The following is a 16806-nucleotide window of genomic DNA, read 5'->3' as shown; positions in this document are numbered from 1 at the left end:
CCGGCACCATCCGCTACAAAGATAACAGTGTCAACATAGAGGTGGAGACGAGGCAGGCGCCGCCGAGCCTGCCCGTCGCTAGCGGTCGTAAGCCTTGGGCAGCGTCCCTTCCTGCGGGGTCCGGTAACGATCGCGCAGGCGGTCCTGGCGAGTCGTGAGCGATTGCGCCTTGCCGTCGATCCAGATGGCGGTCGGGCGGCTGCCAAGCTCTAGCGGATCATTGTCCCAGATCACGACGTCGCCGGCGCGGCCCGGACGCAGCGACCCGATGCTGCCTTCCATGCCGACCGCGCGTGCGGGCACGCTGCTGATCGCGGCGAAGGCCTGATCCCAGGTCATTCCGCTCGCGCCCGGGACGCGCGCCAGCCCGACAAGATTGCCTGCATATTGCGTCGCATAGCCCATCTTGTGCGCGTCATCGTCGTCGAACACACCGACCGACACCTCGACGCCCGCGGCCTTGAGCCGCCCCGCGTTCGACTGCGTCGCCGCCAGCCGCTCGAAGCTGTCGGGCAGATCGCTGAGCGGCGAGACGAGCACCGGCACCTTCGCCGCGGCAATCTCGTGCGCGACGAGCCAGCCGTCGGTCACGCCGACCAGCACCAGCTTCAGCGCCGGGAACTCTTGCCTGAGCTTCAGCACATTGACGATGTCGGCGGCGCGATCGACGCGGACGAACAAAGGCGTCGTGCCGTCGATCACGCGCACCAGCGCCTCGGCGTCGGCGCGCTGGAGCATCGCATCGTTGCCCCATTCGGCCAGCGTCGCGGGGTTCCGCGCATAGCTGCGCGCCGCGAGCAATTGTTCGCGGAAGAGCAGGAAGGTCGCCGCACGGCTGCCCCCGGCCTTCGACGCGCCATCCTCCCCGAACGCGACATATTGCAGCGCGCGCGGCTTGGTCACCATGTCCATGTCGTCGGCGAGGTCGACCACCGCGCCCTGCCCGGCGAACAAATTGCTGCTGCCGCCCGGCGCGACGATCGCGCGCGTCACGCCCGACGCGCGGTTCACCGCGACGGGCGAGCCCATCGGGTTCAGCGCGGGCGCGATGTCGAGCCCCGCCGAAAAGCGCGTGCGCGGCGCCGAGCGATCGTTGGTTCCGCTGACCGCGTCGACCTCGGTCAGCCCGACGCGGCTGAACGCCGCGACGATCCCCGGGGTGACATATTTGCCCTCCGCATCGACACGCTCGATGCCCGCGGGCACCGCAACGCCCGCGCCCGCCGCGACAATTTTGCCGCCGCGCACGACGACGGTGCCGCCCTCAACCGGCGCGCTGCCGTCGCCGATGACCAGCTTGGCATTGACGATCGCCACATCCTGCGCCGCTGCGGGAAGTGCGATCATGGCGGCGGCGGAAAGAAGAAGCGCGCGCATCATTTCACGTCTCCTTCACCCGGCTGACCCAGTTCGAAATCGCTCACCGGACGCCGTTTCGGATCGTTCGCGTCGAACATCAACGCGCCGTCGATCCACACTTTTTCGGGCCGCGTATAGGCGCTGAACGGATTGCCGTTCCACAGCACCACGTCGGCCATCTTGCCGGGTTTCAGGCTGCCCGTCTGGTCGGCAATACCCAAGGCTTTGGCGGGATTATACGACAGCCAGGTCCACGCCATTTCGTCGCTGACATCGATCCCGATGCGGCGCCCGGCGGCACGCGCTTTCGCCGCTTCCTGATTCAGCCGCTGGATCTGGTTCGCGTCGTCCGAATGGACGATCGTGCACGCGCCGGCATTGTAGACCAGCGGGATATTCTCGTTCACGCTGTCGTAGGCTTCCATCTTGAAGCCCCACCAGTCGGCCCACATCGCCGAACAAATGCCTTCCTTCGCGAGGACGTCGGCGATCTTGTAGCTTTCGACCGCGTGGTGAAAGGTCGACACCTTGTAACCAAATTCCTTCGACATATCGATCACCAGCGCCATTTCGTCGGCGCGGTAGCAATGATTGTGCACCAGGATCTCGCCCGCCAGTACGCCGGCGAGCGTTTCCATCGCCAGGTCGCGCTCGACGGCTTTCCCGTCGTCCATCTTCTTCTTGTACGCTGCCGCCTTCGCCCAGGTCGCGCGGTTGACCGCGAAATTGCCCATGCGGGTCGAGGGCATCCGCCCCTTGCCGCCATAGACGCGCTTCGGATTCTCGCCGCACGCCATTTTGAGGCCATAGGGTGCGCCGGGGAATTTCATCCCCTGCACGGTGCGCGAGGGAACGTTCTTGAGCGTGATCGAGCGCCCGCCCATCAGATTCGCGCTACCGGGCAGGATCTGAAGGGCGGTCACGCCGCCGTTCGCCAGCGCACGACTGAAGCCGGGGTCCTGTGGCCACACGCTATGTTCGGACCACACTTCGGGCGTCGTCGGCGACGTCGCCTCATTGCCGTCCGAATGCGCATCGACCGACGGCGAGGGATAGTCGCCAAGGTGGCTGTGGATGTCGATGATGCCGGGGGTGAGATATTTGCCGGTGCCGTCAATGACGTCGGCGTCGGTCGGCAGCTCCATGTCGGGGCCACCTACCGCCGTGACCTTCCCGCTCGACATCACGATCGAGCCATTGTCGATCCGCCCGCCCTCGCCGTCGAAGATGGTGACGCCCTTCACCACCGTCAGACGGGTCGGATATCCCTTGTAGGTCGACGGATAGGGATCCTTATCGAACTTGGCCGGCTTCGCGGCGGGTGCGGCAGGCGCATCGCCCGCCGACTTCGCCTCGCCCCCGGTCGCCGCGCAGCCGACGAGCGCCAGCGACACCGCAGCCAGCAGGCTGCCCTTCACGCCCCGGATCATCGATTACGCCCCCTTGGGTTCGGGATGAACGCCGGCGCCCTGCGGTTCGGCCAGTTCGCTCTCGCCTGCAAGATCCTCGGCATCGCGCAGCGTGTCGAGATGCATCAGCTTCTTGATCAGCGGCGACACGACGATCACCAGCACGCCAAAGCCGATGGCCCACAGACCGATCGTGCCATAGACGTCGAGCACCAGCGCCTTGCCGGCGCCCTCGCCGCTCGCCTTTTCCGAACCCGTCGCCGCCGCGATCAGACCGGCAGCGAAATTGCCGGTCGCCGATGCGAAGAACCAGGTGCCCATGATCAGCGACGCCATATGCGCCGGCGCCAGCCGGTTCATCGCGCTGAGGCCCACGGGCGACAGGCACAGCTCGCCGGTCGTGTGGAGCAGGTAGATCAGGAAGATGAACAGCACCGGGGTCGCATTTTCGAGGCCCGCGGCTTCGGCGCCCCATTTGAGGATGAAGAAGCCGAGCCCGAGCTGGAGCATCGCAAGGCCGAACTTGGCAGGCGCCGAAGGCTCCCACCCGCGGCGGCCGAGCCAGGTCCACAGCGCCGCGAAGACGGGGGCAAAGAGGACGATATAGCCGGCGTTGAGCGACTGGAAGACCGACGCCGGAACGCCCGCGCGGTCGACATAACGGTCGGCGAACAGGTTGAGCGACGAACCCGCCTGTTCGAACAACGCCCAGAACAGGATCGACCCGAGGATCAGGAACATCGCGGCGAAAATACGGTCGCGGTCGTGGGGCGGCAGTTTCACGACCGCGGTGAAGACGACATAGAGAACGAGCGCCGCGCCCGCGACGCCGAGCAGCGTCCCGACAAGCGCCTGATTCTGCACCATCCACCAGCAGACGCCGACCGCCAGCAGGCCGATGATATAGAGCAGCCACTCGAACTTGATGCCCATGACGGGCTGCGCCAGCTTCGCCGGATCTTCGGGTTCGCCGCGGCCGAGCAGCAGCGGTTTGCCCCAGATGAAGACGATCAGACCGAGCAGCATGCCGAAGCCCGCGGCGCCGAAGCCATAGGACCAGCCATAGGTTTCACCGAGATAGCCGCAGAGCAGCGAACCGAGGAAGGCGCCGAGGTTAATCCCCATGTAGAAGATCGTATAGGCGCCGTCGCGGCGCACGTCGGTGCGCGGATAAAGCTGGCCGACGATCACCGAGATGTTCGCTTTCAGGAAGCCCGAACCCACGATGATGAAGGCGAGCGCGAGCCAGAAGATGCTGAGGCTGGCCGGATCCTGCCCGCCATCGCCCTCGAATCCCATGATGAAATGGCCGAATGTCAGTAATATGGCGCCATAGGCGACCGCTTTTCGCTGCCCCAGCCAACGGTCGGCAAGATAGCCGCCGAGCACCGGGGTAATATAGACCAGCGCCGTATAGGCGCCATAGATCACGCCCGATTCACTGTCCGAGAACAGCCAATGCTTGGTCAGGTAGAAAATGAGCAGCGCGCGCATCCCATAATAGGAAAAACGCTCCCACATTTCGGCGAAAAACAGGACAAAAAGGCCCTTCGGGTGGCCGAGAAATGTCCCGGCGGCATCCCCGTGCTGGGCATAGGCTTTGGTCATGGCGACCCTTCCCTGGAATATGATGTTGGCCCCGGGAAACGGGGCGGCTGGCCGTAACACTAGCGTCAAAATTGCGTATGGGAAGAATCTAATTGCGCGCGAAACCATCGCGATCGGGCCGGATTCTGTTGCGAATGATTCGCAACACTTGCGCAAAGCCTCGCAAAAGGCCACATGGCGCGCATGTTCAACGACCGCTCCTCACTCCTCGCCTACCTCGCCACCCGACGTTCGGGCAAGGCCCGCGATATGATATCGCCGGGCCCCGACGCCACGCAGCTCAGGGACATCATCGCCCTCGCGCTGCGCACCCCCGACCATGGCAAGCTCGCGCCCTGGCGCATCGTCACCGTTGCCGACGACCAGCGCGACGCTTTCGCCGCGCTGCTCAAAAATGCATGGGTCGCCGAAAATCCCGGTGCGGCGGGGATGGACCTGTCGGCACTCGACCAGTTTGCGCATCAGGCACCGACGCTGCTCGTGCTGCTTTCGACGCCGGTCGCGGGCAGCAAGATCCCGGTCTGGGAGCAACAGATGTCGGCGGGCGCCGTTGGCATGAACCTGCTCCACGCCGCGCATGCGCATGGTTTCGTCGGCAGCTGGCTCACCGGCTGGGCCGCCTATAATGCCGATGTCGCTGCGGCCTTCGGTGCGGGCGACGGCGATACGATCGTCGGCTATTTCTTCCTTGGCACCGCCGGCCGCGCGCTCGACGAACGCCCGCGCCCCGAATATGACGATACTGTCTCCACTTGGGAAATTTAATTTCGTCTATGCGGTATACGTTGTAACGGAACGCATTTGACTGTGCTGCTGTCTTATGGCATTAAGGCGGCATGCTCGATCAGTCCAAACCCGTGTACCAGCGCCTGCGCGATGTCATCGCCAATGCGATCCTCGACGGCAGTTTTCGCGACGGCGACATGCTCCCGTCGGTCCGCTCGCTTGCGGCCGACGAAGGCGCCAACCCGCTGACGGTCGCCAAGGCGTACCAGACGTTTCAGGACGAAGGACTGGTCACGGTCAAGCGCGGGGTCGGCATGTTCGTCGCCGAAGGCGCCACCGAGCGCCTCCGCGACCTGATGCGCGAGGATTTCCTTACCAATGTGTGGCCCCCCGTCGCCCAGCAGATGCGCCGCATCGGCCTCGACGCGCGGACGCTGCTCGATTTGACCGAGGCGTAAAGCTGCCATTTCTGCTTTGGGGTGGGAAGCGGACTTCACCCGACGACGTAGCCAGCTTCCCGCAGCTCGCTTAGGAAGTGTTTCCAGTAAGGCTGCCACGGTTCGAGAGCATCGTTGATGCAAGTTCGCTCTACCTGCAAAAAAGCGGCTTTCTGACCAGTTCGCCATTCGGCCGTTATACTGACGCTCACCTTGGGACTTTGCAGCCCTAAAGTAACGTCGCGAATGCCACGGCCGTCATCTCCCGCGACACCCCACGTGGTCATCCCGATTTTGGGTGCAACAAGCTCAAAGCGCTGTTCCAGCGCTTCGATATCTCGAGTGGGTAGCGCCACTCGGGCCGTCGCAAGAACTTGCTCTCTCTTCGGATTGCTACACCTTGTTGAAGTAGCGCGGGCTTCGGGAGCGATCAATGCGACCGCTATAGCTATCATTAGCCAAACTTTCATTCACGGCTCTCCCGATGCCGCGTCGCATCGACGCGAAGGCGACATTATGGTCGAAGTGCCAAACGTCAGCAATCGGTCGAAACCCGTCGCCCCCGGCCTACCGGCCGATCTGCGCCGACTTGTCGCGTAAATCTGCTGCCGCCCGGCGGTCGCCACGCCGGTCGAGCAGGCTCGCATAAAATTCCATGATCCCGGCATTGAGCGGCTGCAACCGGTAGGCCCGATCGATCAGCGGCAGCGCGCGCCCATCGTCGCCCTTCGCGGCCCAGGCGCGCGCCAGTTCGCGCAGGATCACGACATCGCGATCGCCGATCCGGCTGCGAACCCGTTCGAAATAGGCGATCGCCTGGTCCCAGCGTTCCAGGTCCATTGCCAAATGCCCCGCCAGCCGGTCGGCGGCGATACTCGATGGCTGGCTGTCGCGCAGCGCAAGGATGGCCGCGCCCGATCCGGCCACATCACCCGCCCGGAACAAGGCATTGGCAAGCCGCAGCGTCGTCCGCTCGCCCGCGTCGAGGTCGCGCGCCGCGCGATAGGCCTGCACCGCAAGCTCGTATCGCCCGCCGGCGAGCGCCGCGTCGCCGAGCAGGATATGCGCGTCGGCAACGCCGCGGTTCGCGTCGCGCAGCCGCATCGCGCGCTCGATCGCGCGGCTGCTGTTCCCGCTCGATATATCGGCCGAAATCGCCGGGATCACTTTTGCCGGATCGAGCGGCGCGGCGTCGGCCGCCATCGTCAGCAGGCCATAGTCGTTGTTCGCGGCAAAGGGCAGCGCCTCCCCGCGTGTCAACATGGCAGCGCGCGCAAGATAATCGGCAGCCTCGCCACCCCGCCCCAGTTCGGAGGCGGCGCGCGCGGCGAGCAGCAGCGACCAGCTATCGGCATCGGGCCGGTCGACGATCGGCGTCAGCGCCTCGATCGCGCCGTCGGCATCGCCGTCGGCCCAGTTGGCGGCGGCGAGGATGCGGTGCGCGGTGAAGTTCTGCGGCTGCTGCGCGATCAGCCGGTCGGCCCAGGTCGCGGCCACCGCTTCGCCGCCCAGTTCGAGTTCGACGATCGCGCTCAGCAGCATGAACGACGGCTGGTCGTCGAGTTCGCCGCGCGTCCGTTGGAGCAGGCTGCGCGCCAGCCGGTAATTGTCGGCGCGTGCCGCGAGCACGGCCTGCAGGTAAAAGAGGCGCGGATCGCGCGGGACGAGCGTCGCGGCGTGGCGCAGCGCGCCGAGCATGTCGCGATACCGGCCAAGGTCGCCTAGCGTCGCCGCCTGTTCGATCAGCGCGTCGGCATTGTCCGGATCGGCCGCCAGCGCGCGGTCGTACCAGTCGAGCGAGGCGTTGAGGCCATCTTCGGTGCGGACGAGATTCGCCTTGAACGCCAGCGCGGCGCTGTTCGCCTTGTCGAGTTCGATCGCATAATCGACCGCGTCGCGCGCGCCGAGCGTGTCGGCATTGGCATCGCGGAACCGCGCGACATCGACCCAGAGCGCGGCGTTGCGCGGCAGTTCGTGAACCGCGCGATCATAGGCCTCGCGCGCCGCGCCAAGGTCGCCGTTTTCCAGATGGACGTCGCCCGCGACCCACGCCGCCTCGCCGATCATCTCGGGAATGATCGGCCCGGCATCGATCGTCTGGAGCGCCCGCGCCCCCTCGCCCTGCATGGCATAGGCGCGCGCGAGCAGCGGACGCAGCGCCGCGTCTTTCGCGCCGGCCGCCAGCGCGCCCTTGACCGCCGCCTCGGCGCCGACACCGTCGCCCAGCCGGATCGCGACGCGCGCCAGTTCGACGCGCTCGGCGATCGCCTGCGGATTGTCGCGGATCGCCTCCTGCAATTCGGCGCGCCGCTCCTCGAACGCGCGACGCGGCGCTGCGGCGCCGCCCCCGTCGCACCCCGCGAGCAGCGCTGCGATCAGCAGCGTGCCGGTCCAAGAACGGCGCAAGCGCACTCAGGCCTGCATCCGATATTGTTTGAGCAGGTCGTACAGCGTCGGCCGGCTAATCCCGAGCAACTTGGCGGCGAGCGAGATATTGCCCTCGCTCTGCGTCATCGCGCGGCGGATCGCGACGCGGTCGGCCGCCTCGCGGGCGCTGCGCAGGTTCAACCACGCCTCGTCGGCTCCCTCGCCGCTTTCACTGCCCGCCATATCGAGGTCCTCGCGCATCACCAGCTTGCCGTCGGCCATGATAACGGCACGCTTGATGCGATTTTCAAGCTCGCGCACATTCCCCGGCCAGCGCGCCTCGTCGATCGCCTGCAACGCATCGGGCGCAAATCCCCGCACGCCGGGGTTCATGTCGGGCGCATATTGATGGAGGAAGTGCCGCGCGAGCAGCACGGCATCGCCCGGCCGCTCGGCCAGCGACGGAATCCTCACCACCATTTCGGCAAGCCGGTAATAGAGATCGTTGCGAAAGCTCTGTTCGGCGATCATCGCGTCGAGGTCGCGATGCGTCGCGCAGACGATACGCGTATCGACCGCGATCGGCTTGCGCCCGCCGATGCGCTCGATCGTGCGCTCCTGCAGAAAACGCAGCAGCTTGACCTGGAGCGGCAACGGAATGTCGCCGACCTCGTCGAGGAACAGCGTCCCGCCATGGGCGAGTTCGATCTTGCCCTCGGTCGTCTTCACCGCCCCGGTGAACGCCCCCTTTTCATGCCCGAACAGCTCGCTTTCGAGCAGGTTTTCCGGGATGGCGGCGCAATTGATCGCGACGAACGCGCCGTCGCGCCGCGCGCTCGCCTCGTGCAGCCCGCGCGCAAGCAGCTCCTTGCCTGTCCCGCTCGCGCCGAGCAGCATGACCGACACGTCGAGGTTCGCGACGCGTTCGATCGTGCGCGCGACTTTCAGCATCTCGGGCGCGCCGGTGATCATCCCGCCCAGCACGCGATTGTCGCTCGCCCCCTGCTGCGCCAGCCGGGCATTTTCGGCTTCGAGCTCGCGCACATGAAAGGCACGCGCGACGATCAGGCCTAGTTCCTCGATATCGATCGGTTTCTGGTAGAAATCCCATGCCCCGCTGGCGATCGCCGTTAGCGCGCTCGCGCGCTCGCCATGCCCCGATACGACGATCACCTTCGTATCGGGTTTCGCCTCGAGGATTGCCTTCAGCGTCCGGAACCCCTCGCGCGTCCCGTCGGGATCGGGCGGCAACCCCAGATCGAGCGTGACGACCTCGGGCTCCTCGGCGCGCAGCAATTCGATCGCCGCGTCATGGTCGCCCGCGACGAGCACCCGATAATCTTCATAGGCCCATTTGAGCTGCGCCTGCAGCCCGGGGTCGTCCTCGACCACCAGCAATGTGCGGATGTCGGCCTCCGCCCCCTTGGTTCCCGCACTCATTTCGATCCCACTTTCATCATGCGCGGGTCGACGCCCGCTTCGCCGTGCGCGCCCGCGAGCGGCAGCCACAGCGTGAAGTCGCTACCCTGCCCGGGCGCGCTCGCCACTTCGATCGCGCCGCCCATTGCCTGGGCGATCTGCAAGGCTTCAAAGGCGCCGAGCCCGAATCCCGCGTCCTTCGTCGACACGAAGGGTTTGAACAATTCGTTGCGAATGAAATCGCGCGTCATGCCGCATCCCTGGTCGATCACGTCGATCCGCACCCGCCCCTGTTCGGCGACCGCGACAAGCTGCACCGGCGTTTCGGGCGCCGACGCGTCGATCGCATTGGTGACGAGGTGCTGGACGACCTGGCGGATCGATCCCGCATCGCCCCAGGCGGCAAGCCCCGCCTGACACCCGACGAACAGTTCGCGGCGCGGACGCACCTCGGCGGCAACGTTGGCCAGCAACGGCTCGATCAGCACGCGCCCGGCCTCCGCGGCGGGACCCCGCTCGCGCGGCGACAGGCGGACGAGCAGGTCCGAAAGCCGGCCCGCCGAAATCTTCAGCGTTTCGACCATGTCGGCGCGAAAATCGGGTTTGTCGGCATGACGTTCGGCGTTGCGCGCGAGCAGCCCGATCTGGCTCGCCAGATTCTTGATGTCGTGCATGATGAAGGCAAAGCGGCGATTGAACTCGTCGAAGCGCCGCGCCTCGGACAGCGCCTGCTGACTCTGCGATTCGGCCAGGTAGCTCGCCGCCTGCTGGCCCGCGATGCGCAGCACGTCGAGGTCTTCCCAATCGAGCGCGCGCGACACCGGCGGACGGTGGAGCACGACGACCGCGATCATCCGCTGGTAATGCACGACGGGCACCACCACCCACGCGCGATGGTCGGCGACCAGCCACTCGGGGATCGCAAGGTCCTGCGCCGGCTGGCCGCGCCGCTGGGCGTCGAGATCGACGATATGCCGCGTTTCCTGCAACATGAACGCCGATCGCAATGACAGCGCCGCATCCTCGTCGATCCCCGCCGGCCAGTGCCATTGTTCCGCGACGCGAAAGCCGCCCGTAGCCGCCGGCAGCATCAGCAACGCACCGGGGCTGCCCGTCAGTTCGGCGAGCGCCTTTGCGACGCGGCGGTAAAGATTGCCGTCGTCTTCGCCGTCGCCCTTGGCCCCCTGCCCCAGCGTCGCCGTGAACCGCATCCATTCGGTGCGATAATCGTAGCGATGCTCGAAAAAATGCTTGGAAATCATGACCGACAGCCACGCCCGCGCGCGGTCTGAGGCCCATAATATGCCGCCGGTCCCCAGCGCCACGACCAGCGACGTCGCCTGCGCCAGTTCGGCATAGTCGCCGCCGATCATCCGCGCGACGGCGCCGGTCAGCCCGATCAGCACCAGATAGGCCGCACCGCCAAGCAGCAGCAGCGTCCGCATCGCGGCGGTACGCGACAGCTGCATCCGCTCGCGGCCGGCGTCCATCGCCGCGACGACATAGGTCGGCAGGACGAGCAGCGCGACGGCCGGCAACAGCTGGATCAGCGTCGATGCCGTCTCGCCCGTCAGCGCGCCGATCAGCTGGACATTGAGCTCATAGGCCCACAGCATCGCAAAGCCGCCGGCGACCGCCATCACCGGCATCCGCTGCCCCGCCCCGGCGCGGCGCACGCCGCTGTCGACGATCAGCAGCCCGCCGACCGCGACCAGCATCGCGCCGACGGTCAGCGTCGACGTCATCCACGGGAAGGCCCCCGCCCCCGCGCGCAAATAGGCCGCGCCGCCGAGCAGCAACGCGAACAGGTCGATCGTCACAAGCATCCACAGGATCACGCGCTGCGGCCGCGACATCGGCGCGGTCGCCGACCAGAAGGTTCCCGACAGCCAGAACAGCATCGCGAGATCGCGGAGCGACTGGACGACAAGCGCCTGCGACGATCCCGGCGCAAAGGCATAGAGCGCGCCGCACCAGATCGCGGTCGCCGCCGCCGCCAGCGCCAACCGGCGGGGCACGGGCATCGGCGCCGCCATGCGCGCCGGCGATCGCGCCAGCAGCCACAGCGCGGCCCCGGCAAAGCCCGCGAGGGCCAGCATCGACAGGGATTGGGACAGGCCCGCCAGCGCGGTCATGGCGTCAACGCGCGCCGTCCGGCCACAGCACGACGCGCACCGTCTGGAGCAGGATCAACAGGTCGAGAAACGGCGAATAATTTTTGGCGTAATAAAGGTCATATTCCAGCTTGACCCGCGCGTCCTCGACCGACGCGCCGTAAGGATAGTTGATCTGCGCCCAGCCCGTCAGTCCCGGCTTCACCATATGGCGTTCGGCATAATAGGGCAGCTTCTGTTCGAGCTCCTCGACAAAGCTCGGCCGTTCGGGGCGCGGACCGACGAAGCTCATATCGCCTTTCAGCACGCACCAGGTCTGCGGTAGTTCATCGATGCGCAGCTTGCGGATCACCCGGCCCACGCGCGTCACGCGCGGGTCGTTCTCGCTCGCCCACACCGCCTTGCCTTCCGCTTCGGCGTCGGTGCGCATCGACCGGATCTTGAAGATGTCATAGGTTTCGCCGAACAGCCCGACGCGCGGCTGGCGATAGAAAACCGGCCCGCGGCTGTCGAGCTTCACCGCGATCGCGGCGACGATGACGATCGGCAGGCCGATCACCAGCACGAGCAGGCTGGCGAGGATGTCGAACAATCGCTTGCCGACCTTGGAAATCCGCTGTCCCGCCGAAAAGCCGTCGGAAAAGATCAGCCCGCTGGGGTTGGTCGTCGCCAGGTCGACGCGTCCCGTTTCGCGCTCGATAAAGCTCGCGATATCGTTGACATGCACCCCCGTCGTCTTGACGCGCAGCAAATCGTTCAGCGGCAGGGCGTTGCGCCGTTCCTCGAGCGCGAGGACGACTTCGCCCGCGCGCAGCGCGACGACATGGTCCGACAGATTCTCGATCGCCTCGCGCGGGATCGCGCCCGGAACCGCCTTTTCGATTCCGCTCATCGCGACGAAGCCGACCATCTCCAGCCCGCTGCCGGGTTCGCTTGCCAGCGCCGCGAGCCGCGCCGCGCGCGGTCCCGCACCCAGCACGAGGATACGGCGGCGAAAGGCGTCGGCGCCCGCCGACTGGGTAAGCGCCAGCCGGATGACGAACAGCGCGGCGATCGCGAATATCATCGCATAGAGGCTGTTCGCGCGCCACAGCGTCGCGGTCGGCAGCAGGAACCCCAGCACCGACAGGAAAATCACGCCCAGCGAAATCGCCGCGAGCAGGCGCGCGGTGGCAAAGCGCATCGACCGCAGGCCCTCGTTCCCGTACATCCCCGTCGCCATCATCGCGAGCGAGTTGGCGATGCCGAAGGTGACGAGCGGCAGCCAGCGGTCGCCCAGCGGTCCGGCGTCGAACCCTGCCTGACGTGCATAGAGATGCCACGCCCCCTCGGCCGAGAAGAGCAGCGCGACAAATTCGATCAGCGCCAGCCAGACGACGGCGTGCGGGACATAATGTTTGAACAGCCGGAACATCGATCGCGGGACCCTTTCGCCCGCGCGATACTACAGCCGAGGCGTCAACTGTCGGTTAATTTTACACTTATCATTTGTCCCGCCGGCGACGAGATGCTGGCCATCTCAAGCGCTTCGCCCACATCTTATCGCTTGCCCCCCCGGCATCGCGCGATAGACCTGCCGAATGACCTTGATGATCCAGCCCGTTATCCTGTGCGGGGGTGCCGGAACGCGCCTCTGGCCCGAATCGCGGGGGACGCGCGCCAAGCAGTTCCTGCTTCTTCACGGCCAGCGCAGCCTGTTCCGCCAAACCGTCGAACGCACCCCAGCCGGTCCCGATTTCCTGCCTCCCGTCGTGCTGTGCGGCGACGGCCATGTCGCGATGGTCCGCGAACAGATGGGTGACCGCGAGGAACAACTGCTCGTCGAACCGATGCCGCGCAACACCGCCGCAGCGATCGCGCTGGCCGTTGCGCAGGCCGACGCCGATACGCTGCTCCTCGTCATGCCGAGCGACCATGTCATCGCCGACGTCGCGGCTTTTCACGCCGCGATCGCCAAGGGGGTCCGCCTTGCGCAACGCGACTGGCTCGTCACCTTTGGCATCACCCCCGATCGGCCCGAAACCGGCTTCGGCTATATTGCCGCGGGCAAGCCGCTCGGCGAAGGCGGCGAAAATTGGGGCTTCGCGGTCGACCGCTTCGTCGAAAAGCCCCCGCTCGCCGACGCCGAGGCGATGCTCGCCGCGGGCGGCTACAGCTGGAACGCCGGGATTTTCCTTTTCCGCGCGGCGCGGATGCGCGACGCGATGCTGACGCATTGCCGCTCGATTTTCGAGGCGGCGGACAAGGCGATCGCCGCCGGCATGCGCGACGGCGACGCGCTTTATGCCGACGCGATCGAATTTGCGAAAGCGCCCTCGGATTCGATCGATTATGCGGTGATGGAAAAGGACGATCGCGTCGCCGTCGTCCCCGCCGCGATGGGCTGGTCCGATCTTGGCTGCTGGCACACGATCCATGCGCTCGCCGACAAGGACGATGCCGACAATGCGGTCACCGGCGACGCCTTTCTCCACGAAAGCCGCGGCAACCTTGTCCGCGCGGGCGACAAGCGCGTGTCGATCCTCGGCATGGACAATATCGCGGTCATCGTCGACGGCGACGATATATTGGTCATCCCGCTCGAACGGTCGCAGGAGGTTCGCGCCGCGGCAAAGGCGCGCGAATAGATCATGGCATCGCCGCCCTGTTTCGCCGACGCTCCGCTGGGCCTGCTCGACCACGGCCCCAGCGAGCTGCGCGACCGCCATTGCCACGACGACGCCTTTGTCGCGGTCGTGCTCGAAGGCGGTTATCAGGAGGCCGGCGACGAGGGGCGCTGGAACGTCCGCCCCGGCGACGCGCTAATCCACCACGCCTATGAATCGCATCTCGACCGGGTCGAGGCGCGAGGTGCGCGCGTACTCGTGCTGGACCTGCCGGCGCGGCTTGCGGCGACTTCGATCGTCCGCGGGCATGTCGCCGATCCCGACAGCCTCGTCCGGCTCGCCGAACGCGACGGCCGGGCCGCATCGACGCTTTTCGGCGAGATGTTCGTCGCTGACGCACCAACGGCGCTCGACTGGCCCGATATGCTCGCCGACGACCTGCGCCGGCTCGCTCCCTTCGCGCTCGCCGATTGGGCCGACGACAAGGGCGTCCGCCCCGAAACGCTCAGCCGCGGCTTCCGCTCGGCCTATGGCTGCACGCCCAAATCCTATCGCGCCGACGTCCGCGCGCGCGCCGCCTTTGCCGCCGCACGGCTTGGCTGCGAACCCTTCGCCGACATCGCGCATCGCCTGAACTTTACCGACCAGGCGCATATGACGCACGCCGTCGCCGGCCTGACCGGCGCCACCCCCGGTTGGTGGCGGCGACGTCAAATGGATACAAGACAGCGCTGACGCGGCGCCGTTATAGTCTTGCAATACACAGTCAACGGAGACCTCCCCATGCTCGACCGCCGCACCCTGATCGCCACGCTTGCCGCGACGTCCGCCCTCGTGGGCGTCCGCTCGCCCACGCGCGCGATGGTCGCCGACGCCTCCAGCGGCGAAGGCGCGAAGCTCACCGCGCTCTACGAACGCCTCTACGACCGGCTCGTCGATGAAAGCCCCGAATTCGCGACCGCGCTTGGGCTCGACAAGGACGCCCGCCTGCCGCTCAAGGCGAAGCTCGACGACCGTTCTCCGGCGGGAATCAAGAGGAGCCACCAGCTCTATCGCGACGGCCTCACCGAACTGAAAAAGATCGACGTTTCAAAGCTTTCTGGGATGGACCTCGTAAATTACGAAACTTTCCGTGATCCGTGGGAGCATTTCGTCAACGCCTATGACACGTTCGACTACGGCCTCCACAGCTGGCCGGAACCGCATCCGGTGACGCAATTGAGCGGCACATACCGTTCGATCCCCGACTTCCTGATCAACCAGCACAGCATCGCGAACGCCGCCGATGCCGAGGCCTATCTCGCGCGCTGCGCTGATTTCGCGGTGCAGCTCGATAACGAAACGGGCCGCATCAAGGCCGATCATGCGAACGGGGTCATCCCGCCCGATTTTGTCATCGACCGCACGCTCGGCCAGTTCGACCGCATCTGGGGCCCCGCACCCGACGCCAACGGCCTGACGAAGAATCTCGCCGCCAAGACGAAGGACATCCCCGGCGACTGGGCCAAACGCTGCGCCGCACTTATCGAGGGCAAGATCTATCCGGCGATGCGCCGCCAGGCCGATGAGCTCCGCGCCGCGCGCCCGCGCGCCACGCACGACGCCGGCGTCTGGCGCCTGCCAAAGGGCGACGAATATTATGCCTATGCGCTGCGCTATGCGACGACAACGGGCATGTCGGCCGAGGAGGTGCACCAGCTCGGGCTCGACCGCGTCGCCGATCTCAGCGCGCGCGCCGACGCGATCTTCAAGGCGCAGGGCATGACCAAGGGGACGGTCGCCGAACGGATGCGCGCGCTCGGCAAGGATCCGCGCTTCCTTTACCCCAACACCGACGAGGGCAAGGCGAAACTGATCGCCGAGCTCAACGCCCAGATGCAGGCGATCCAGGCGCGCCTTCCCGAAGCCTTCGGGCGCCTGCCCAAGGCGAAGGTCGAGATCCGCCGCGTCCCCGCGGATATCGAGGATGGCGCGACCGGCGGCTATTACCAGATCCCCGCGCTCGACGGCTCGCGCCCCGGCGCCTATTATATCAATCTGCGCGACACCGCCGAAAACCCGAGCTGGACGCTGCCGACGCTCACCTATCACGAAGCCTCGCCCGGCCATCATCACCAGATCGCGCTCGCGCAGGAAGCCGAGGGAATCCCGCGTCTTCGCCGCCTTCCCGCTTATTCGGTCTACACCGAGGGCTGGGGCCTCTATGCCGAGCAGCTCGCCGACGAGATGGGCGTCTATGAAAAGGATCCGTGGGGCCGGCTCGGCTATCTTCAGAGCTATATGTTCCGCGCCGCACGCCTCGTCGCCGACACCGGGCTCCACCATTATAAATGGACGCGCGAGAAGGCGATCCGCTACTATAACGACACGCTCGGCACCCCTGAGCCGTCGAACGTCACCGAAATCGAACGCTATTGCGTCTGGCCCGGTCAGGCGACGAGCTACATGGTCGGGCAGACACGGTGGGTCGCGATCCGCGAACAGGCGAAGGCCGCGCTCGGCGACAAGTTCGACCTGCGCGCTTTCCACGACACCGCGCTGGCAGCGGGCGCCATGCCGATTTCGGTGCTCGAATCGGTGATCACCCGCTGGACCGCCGCGCAAATGGCCTGACGCGGGGCGAGGCCCTTCGCCGGCGCTGGCACGGCGAAGGGATTGCTCCCGGCCGGCACGTTGCATTTTTTCGGCCATTGTTCTTGCGAATGAATATCAATAGCCCTAACGACGCGACCAATTGAGATTGAGTCGCAAAAAAGGGATA

Annotated in this window: 13 protein-coding genes; 5 read left to right on the top strand and 8 right to left on the bottom strand. The window is 66.2% G+C overall.

What is annotated here, in order from left to right; translation table 11 throughout:
- Positions 1–78: 78 nt before the first annotated feature.
- Genes ATE71_RS13450 through ATE71_RS13440 form a run of 3 tightly spaced genes read right to left on the bottom strand, consistent with a single transcriptional unit; the run spans position 79 to position 4376 of the window.
- Positions 79–1380 carry an amidohydrolase family protein gene (locus ATE71_RS13450; RefSeq protein WP_201022955.1) on the bottom strand — a complete coding sequence of 434 codons (1302 nt, stop codon included), beginning with the start codon at positions 1378–1380 and terminating at the stop codon, positions 79–81.
- Positions 1377–2789, bottom strand: coding sequence for an amidohydrolase (locus ATE71_RS13445; RefSeq protein WP_082665205.1), 1413 nt, complete (start codon positions 2787–2789; stop codon positions 1377–1379). The genes ATE71_RS13450 and ATE71_RS13445 overlap by 4 nt, the downstream gene beginning before the upstream one ends.
- A gap of 3 nt (positions 2790–2792) precedes the next feature.
- Entirely contained in the window at positions 2793–4376 is a 1584-nt protein-coding gene (locus ATE71_RS13440) for a peptide MFS transporter (RefSeq protein WP_058803839.1), read from the bottom strand.
- A gap of 183 nt (positions 4377–4559) precedes the next feature.
- Between ATE71_RS13440 and ATE71_RS13435 the strand changes: the two genes are divergently transcribed.
- Together ATE71_RS13435 and ATE71_RS13430 are read left to right on the top strand one after the other, a co-directional pair.
- A complete protein-coding gene (locus tag ATE71_RS13435) occupies positions 4560–5141 on the top strand; it encodes a nitroreductase (RefSeq protein WP_058803929.1) in 582 nt (193 codons plus the stop codon).
- A gap of 71 nt (positions 5142–5212) precedes the next feature.
- Entirely contained in the window at positions 5213–5560 is a 348-nt protein-coding gene (locus ATE71_RS13430) for a GntR family transcriptional regulator (protein ID WP_058803837.1), read from the top strand.
- 35 nt (positions 5561–5595) lie between these two features.
- Here ATE71_RS13430 and ATE71_RS13425 read toward each other — a convergent pair whose 3' ends face one another.
- The 5 genes from ATE71_RS13425 to ATE71_RS13405 all read right to left on the bottom strand — a co-directional run bounded on the left by ATE71_RS13425 (position 5596) and on the right by ATE71_RS13405 (position 12853).
- Complete coding sequence (locus ATE71_RS13425; RefSeq protein WP_152998781.1) at positions 5596–6009, bottom strand: hypothetical protein; 414 nt, start codon at positions 6007–6009, stop codon at positions 5596–5598.
- A 97-nt stretch (positions 6010–6106) separates the two neighbouring features.
- Entirely contained in the window at positions 6107–7951 is a 1845-nt protein-coding gene (locus ATE71_RS13420) for a tetratricopeptide repeat protein (protein WP_058803833.1), read from the bottom strand.
- Positions 7952–9346 (bottom strand): PEP-CTERM-box response regulator transcription factor, encoded by a 1395-nt coding sequence (gene prsR / locus ATE71_RS13415; protein WP_058803831.1) that lies wholly within the window; start codon positions 9344–9346, stop codon positions 7952–7954.
- Positions 9343–11460: an XrtA/PEP-CTERM system histidine kinase PrsK gene (gene prsK, locus ATE71_RS13410; RefSeq protein ID WP_058803829.1), complete on the bottom strand. Its 2118-nt coding sequence runs from the start codon at positions 11458–11460 to the stop codon at positions 9343–9345. Before prsK ends, prsR begins: the two co-directional genes overlap by 4 nt.
- Before the next feature lie 4 nt (positions 11461–11464).
- Positions 11465–12853, bottom strand: coding sequence for a TIGR03013 family XrtA/PEP-CTERM system glycosyltransferase (locus tag ATE71_RS13405; RefSeq protein ID WP_058803827.1), 1389 nt, complete (start codon positions 12851–12853; stop codon positions 11465–11467).
- Positions 12854–13019: 166 nt separating this feature from the next.
- On the opposite strand from ATE71_RS13405, the gene ATE71_RS13400 reads away from it, so the two are divergent.
- From ATE71_RS13400 to ATE71_RS13390, 3 genes are read left to right on the top strand one after another with little or no spacing between them, the layout of a single operon-like run.
- Positions 13020–14066 carry a mannose-1-phosphate guanylyltransferase gene (locus ATE71_RS13400; RefSeq protein WP_058803825.1) on the top strand — a complete coding sequence of 349 codons (1047 nt, stop codon included), beginning with the start codon at positions 13020–13022 and terminating at the stop codon, positions 14064–14066.
- Between the two features lie 3 nt (positions 14067–14069).
- Complete coding sequence (locus ATE71_RS13395; protein WP_058803823.1) at positions 14070–14780, top strand: helix-turn-helix transcriptional regulator; 711 nt, start codon at positions 14070–14072, stop codon at positions 14778–14780.
- 48 nt (positions 14781–14828) lie between these two features.
- Positions 14829–16658: a DUF885 domain-containing protein gene (locus ATE71_RS13390; RefSeq protein WP_058803821.1), complete on the top strand. Its 1830-nt coding sequence runs from the start codon at positions 14829–14831 to the stop codon at positions 16656–16658.
- The last annotated feature ends 148 nt before the right edge of the window (positions 16659–16806 follow it).

It is taken from the genome of Sphingopyxis sp. H115 (assembly GCF_001468465.1).
Classification (GTDB): domain Bacteria; phylum Pseudomonadota; class Alphaproteobacteria; order Sphingomonadales; family Sphingomonadaceae; genus Sphingopyxis.
Note: the sequence above shows the minus strand (reverse complement) of the source record. Positions and strands in the feature narration are given on the sequence as shown.

Coding starts and splice junctions, on each gene's coding strand:
- ATE71_RS13450 (WP_201022955.1), bottom strand. CDS start 1,380: ATGATGCGCGCGCTTCTTCTTTCCGCCGCCGCCATGATCGCACTTCCC.
- ATE71_RS13440 (WP_058803839.1), bottom strand. CDS start 4,376: ATGACCAAAGCCTATGCCCAGCACGGGGATGCCGCCGGGACATTTCTC.
- prsK (WP_058803829.1), bottom strand. CDS start 11,460: ATGACCGCGCTGGCGGGCCTGTCCCAATCCCTGTCGATGCTGGCCCTC.
- ATE71_RS13405 (WP_058803827.1), bottom strand. CDS start 12,853: ATGTTCCGGCTGTTCAAACATTATGTCCCGCACGCCGTCGTCTGGCTG.
- ATE71_RS13445 (WP_082665205.1), bottom strand. CDS start 2,789: ATGATCCGGGGCGTGAAGGGCAGCCTGCTGGCTGCGGTGTCGCTGGCG.
- ATE71_RS13430 (WP_058803837.1), top strand. CDS start 5,213: ATGCTCGATCAGTCCAAACCCGTGTACCAGCGCCTGCGCGATGTCATC.
- ATE71_RS13390 (WP_058803821.1), top strand. CDS start 14,829: ATGCTCGACCGCCGCACCCTGATCGCCACGCTTGCCGCGACGTCCGCC.
- ATE71_RS13395 (WP_058803823.1), top strand. CDS start 14,070: ATGGCATCGCCGCCCTGTTTCGCCGACGCTCCGCTGGGCCTGCTCGAC.
- ATE71_RS13435 (WP_058803929.1), top strand. CDS start 4,560: ATGTTCAACGACCGCTCCTCACTCCTCGCCTACCTCGCCACCCGACGT.
- ATE71_RS13425 (WP_152998781.1), bottom strand. CDS start 6,009: ATGAAAGTTTGGCTAATGATAGCTATAGCGGTCGCATTGATCGCTCCC.
- prsR (WP_058803831.1), bottom strand. CDS start 9,346: ATGAGTGCGGGAACCAAGGGGGCGGAGGCCGACATCCGCACATTGCTG.
- ATE71_RS13400 (WP_058803825.1), top strand. CDS start 13,020: ATGACCTTGATGATCCAGCCCGTTATCCTGTGCGGGGGTGCCGGAACG.